This window comes from Patulibacter medicamentivorans (assembly GCF_000240225.1).
GTDB lineage: Bacteria > Actinomycetota > Thermoleophilia > Solirubrobacterales > Solirubrobacteraceae > Patulibacter > Patulibacter medicamentivorans.
Genome location: NZ_AGUD01000167.1, coordinates 1 through 3669, shown reverse-complemented (window position 1 = coordinate 3669; position 3669 = coordinate 1). Strand labels below are relative to the sequence as shown.

The window sequence follows — 3669 nt, the reverse complement described above, 5'->3', positions numbered from 1 at the left end:
CCCGCCCGCCGTCACCCCCGGAACCGCCGTCCCGGCCGTCGTCGCCTCCGCCTCCGCCACCGCCGGGATCACCACCACCGGGATCGCCGCCGCCGGCCTCGGGCTCGCGGACCAGGGTCTCGGCGTCGCCGGCCGGGCCGACCGGCTCGGACGCGTCGGACGCGGTGGTGGGCTGGTCGGGGCCGGCCGGGCGCTCGGCGAGCAGGGCGGTGCCGCGGGCGCGCCCGCGGATCCGCGGCGGCAGCATGTCGTGGCCGCGTCGGGGCGGCGTCAGCTCGCGGTAGGCGGGCACGTCGGCGGGGGTGGTCGTGGCGAGGGTGCGCATTCGGGGCTTCCTGGTTCCGGTGATGCAACCAGGGTGGAGCCCGACGTCGCCGTCCACCATGGGGGATGCCCCGGGCCCGTCCCGGATCATCCCCGGGTCCGACCCCCGTGTGCGGCGCCGTCGATCAGGGGTGCAGCGTCCGCGAGACGCTGGCGCTGCGCTGGACGCCGCCGACGGTGCCGGTCGCGGTGACGGTCAGCTTCAACCGCCGGCCGGCGCGCAGCGCGTCGCGCCCGCGCGCGGGCAGCCGCAGCGTCACGAACGCGGCGCGCCCGGCCTTGAAGCGCGTCGTCCGCGTCGCCAGCCGGATCGCCCGGCCGGCGACCTTGGCCGTCCCGCGGACCTTGGCGCTGCCCGACAGGCTGCCGCGGACCGTGACCGGGATCCGTCCCGACCGGGCCCGCGAGACCTTGACGGTCAGCCGCAGCGTCGCCTTCTCCTCGGGCGGCGGCGTCGTGGTGGTCGTGGTCGTGGTGGTCGTCGTCCCGCCGCCGGTGTAGCCGGTGTCGTCGTAGCGCGGGTCGGGGTCGGCGGCCAGCGCGGCGACCGGGATCGCGGCCGCCAGCACGGCGACCAGCAGCGTCGAGGAGCGGAGGTTCGGGCGCATGGGGGGACGGTGCCGGAGGAGGCGGGGCCGGCAGCCGTCCCGACGGTACCAGCGCGAGCCGGCCGCGCCCACCCGATGTTCGCCGGTCGTCGACCGATCGCTCGCGACCGCCGTGGCCGCGCGCCGCGCGGAATGCGATGCTCCAGGGGTGCTCGAGCGCTCCGACGCCATCGGCGCCCTGACCGAGGAGACGTTCGACGTCGTCGTGGTCGGTGGCGGGGTCACCGGCGCGGGGGTCGCGCTCGACGCGGCCTCGCGCGGCTTCTCGGTCGCGCTCGTCGAGCGGGCCGACTACTCCTCCGGGACCTCCAGTCGCAGCTCGAAGCTGGTCCACGGCGGCCTCCGCTACCTGGCGAGCTTCGACCTCGGGCTGGTCCGCGAGGCGCTGCTCGAGCGGCAGATCAACGCGCGCCTGGCCCCGCACCTGGTGACGCCGCTGCCGCTGGTCGTGGCCAACGCCGGCAGCGGCCGGCCGGACCGGATCACCGGGGTCGGGCTCAACCTCTACGACGTCCTGGCCGTCGACGCCCGTCGCGGCGGGCGCCGCCGCCGGCGCCAGATGTCCGACGACGAGCGCGCCTGGAGCCCCGATCGCCACCGCGCGCTGGACCCGCGCGAGGTCGTCGAGCACCTGCCGGCGCTGGCCGACCGCAACCCGACCGGCGGCCACCTCTTCTACGACTGCCAGACCGACGACAGCCGGCTGGTGCTGACGATCCTGCAGGAGGCGGAGCGCTTCGGCGCGGTCTGCGTCAACCGGGTCGAGGTCCTCGGCCTGCTCGAGCGCGACGGCCTCGCCGAGGGCGTCGAGGTCCGCGACCGCGAGTCCGGGGCGACCTTCTCGATCCAGGCCGACAACGTCGTCAACGCGACCGGCGTCTGGGCCGACCGGCTGCGGCCGGCCGAGTTGCGCGACGAGGCCGAGGTCCCCGTCATCCGCCCGTCGCGCGGGACCCACGTGACGCTGCCGGCCGAGAAGCTGCCGCTGCGCTCGGGGGCGATCGTGCCCTCCGGCGGCGGCCGCTTCATGTTCGCGCTGCCGTGGCTGGGCCGGACGCTGGTCGGGACGACCGACAACGAGTACGACCACCGCGACCTCGATCACGTGCCGCCGCCGGACGAGGACGTCACCTACATCCTCGACGGGGTCAACGACTTCTTCGGGACCAGCCTCGGCTTCGACGACGTCTGCGGCGCCTACGCCGGGGTCCGGCCGCTGATCTCGACCGGCGACCCCAAGCGCTCGGTCGACATCTCGCGGCGGGCCGAGCTCTACGAGACCTCGTCGGGGATGCTCACGATCACCGGCGGCAAGCTGACGACCTGGCGGCGGATGGCCAAGCAGACCGTCGACCGGCTGGTCGAGCGCGAGGGCCGAGTGGCCCCCTGCCGGACCGACCACCTGCCGCTGGGGCAGCCGGTCGACCCGCTGCGCCTGCCGCACGTCCGCGGCACCAGCGCGGACGCCCGCGAGCAGCTGGCCGCGCGCTACGGGCTGGTCGCCCGCGACCTGCTGGCGCTCGCCCAGGAGCGGCCCGAGCTGGCGCGCACGGTCGTCGACGACGGCCCGGTCGACCTGCTGGTCGAGGTCGTCCACGCAGCCCGCCACGAGCAGGCGCGGTCGGTCGGCGACGCGCTCCTGCGGCGGACCCGCCTGGGGCTGACCGCGGCCCGCACCGTGACCGCCGACGGCGGCCGCGTCGCCCGCGAGGTGGCCGAGGCGATGGCGCCGGAGCTGGGCTGGGACGCGGCGGCGATCGACGCCGCCGTGGCCGACTTCCTGGAGGAGGCGCGGCTCGAGGGCCTGGTCCCGGGTGGGGGAGGCGGTGCCGACCGGCGATCGCCGGCTCCGGCTGTGGACGGTGGACACGCGGTGCTGCCGACGTCCGGCGGGCCTGACCGCCGAACCGCTTAGGATCAGGTCGATCGGATGCCCCAAGACGACCAGAGCACTACGAGCGCCGTGTCGGCCGTGACCGCCACGCGGTTCGACCGCGACGGCGAGACCGTCTACAACCTGGCCCTCCGGATCACCGGCAGTCCCGGCGCCGCGTGGCACGCGACGGTCGCCGCGTTCGCCGCCGTCGCCGAGCGCGTCCCGCCGGACGCGCCGCCGGGGACGGACGAGCAGGATCTGCTGCTGATGGGCTGCTGGCACGCGCGCCAGCTGCTCAGCCAGCTCGACGCGAACCCCGAGTACGCGGCCCAGCTGCGGGCGCACGACGAGGCCAACGTGCCGATGGCCAGCCTCCAGGCGTCGGTGGTGCGGGCCAACGGCCTGCTGCCCGTCGACCAGCGCGAGGTCCTCGCGCTGCGCGGTCTCAGCCGGCTCGACCACCAGGACCTGGCCGTGCTGCTGCGCGCCGACCCCGGCGTCCTGGCGGCGATGCTGGCGCAGGCGCGGCTGATGCTGCGCGACGCGATGCGCGGCTCGCGGATCGCCGCCGAGGCCCTGACCACGCCCGAGGCCCGGCAGGCCGTGGCGCTCGCCGCGCTGCGCCAGGACGGGCAGCTGCGCGGGGCCGAGGCGCGTCTGACCCTGGCCCACTGGCTGGACGGCGACGAGTCGCGGCGGGCGGTCGTCGACGCGCTGGAGGAGGCCGGGCTCTCGTACCGCGCCTGGGCGCGCACCAGCCTGCCGGACGGCCTCCGCGAGGCGGTTCTCGGCGGCGTCGGCGGCATCGCCCCGGCGGCCGCGCCGACGCCCGAGGCCGCGGCGCCCGACGAGGCCGGTCCC

The 3669-nt window shown here is 76.8% G+C and carries 3 protein-coding genes and 1 pseudogene; 2 read left to right on the top strand and 2 right to left on the bottom strand.

Annotated elements, in window-relative coordinates; all coding sequences use genetic code 11:
• Both PAI11_RS27115 and PAI11_RS10900 read right to left on the bottom strand, forming a co-directional pair.
• Positions 1-325: pseudogene (locus PAI11_RS27115) on the bottom strand (hypothetical protein); the annotation flags it as partial.
• 124 nt (positions 326-449) lie between these two features.
• Positions 450-932, bottom strand: a complete 483-nt coding sequence (locus tag PAI11_RS10900; protein WP_007574382.1) for a hypothetical protein — start codon at positions 930-932, stop codon at positions 450-452.
• A gap of 148 nt (positions 933-1080) precedes the next feature.
• On the opposite strand from PAI11_RS10900, the gene PAI11_RS10895 reads away from it, so the two are divergent.
• Both PAI11_RS10895 and PAI11_RS10890 read left to right on the top strand, forming a co-directional pair.
• On the top strand, positions 1081-2847 hold the full coding sequence (locus PAI11_RS10895) for a glycerol-3-phosphate dehydrogenase/oxidase (RefSeq protein ID WP_007574380.1): 1767 nt from the start codon (positions 1081-1083) through the stop codon (positions 2845-2847).
• Positions 2848-2862: 15 nt separating this feature from the next.
• A partial coding sequence (locus tag PAI11_RS10890) for an RNA polymerase sigma factor (RefSeq protein WP_211656584.1) occupies positions 2863-3669 on the top strand: 807 nt, incomplete at its 3' end.

Coding starts and splice junctions, on each gene's coding strand:
- PAI11_RS10900 (WP_007574382.1), bottom strand. CDS start 932: ATGCGCCCGAACCTCCGCTCCTCGACGCTGCTGGTCGCCGTGCTGGCG.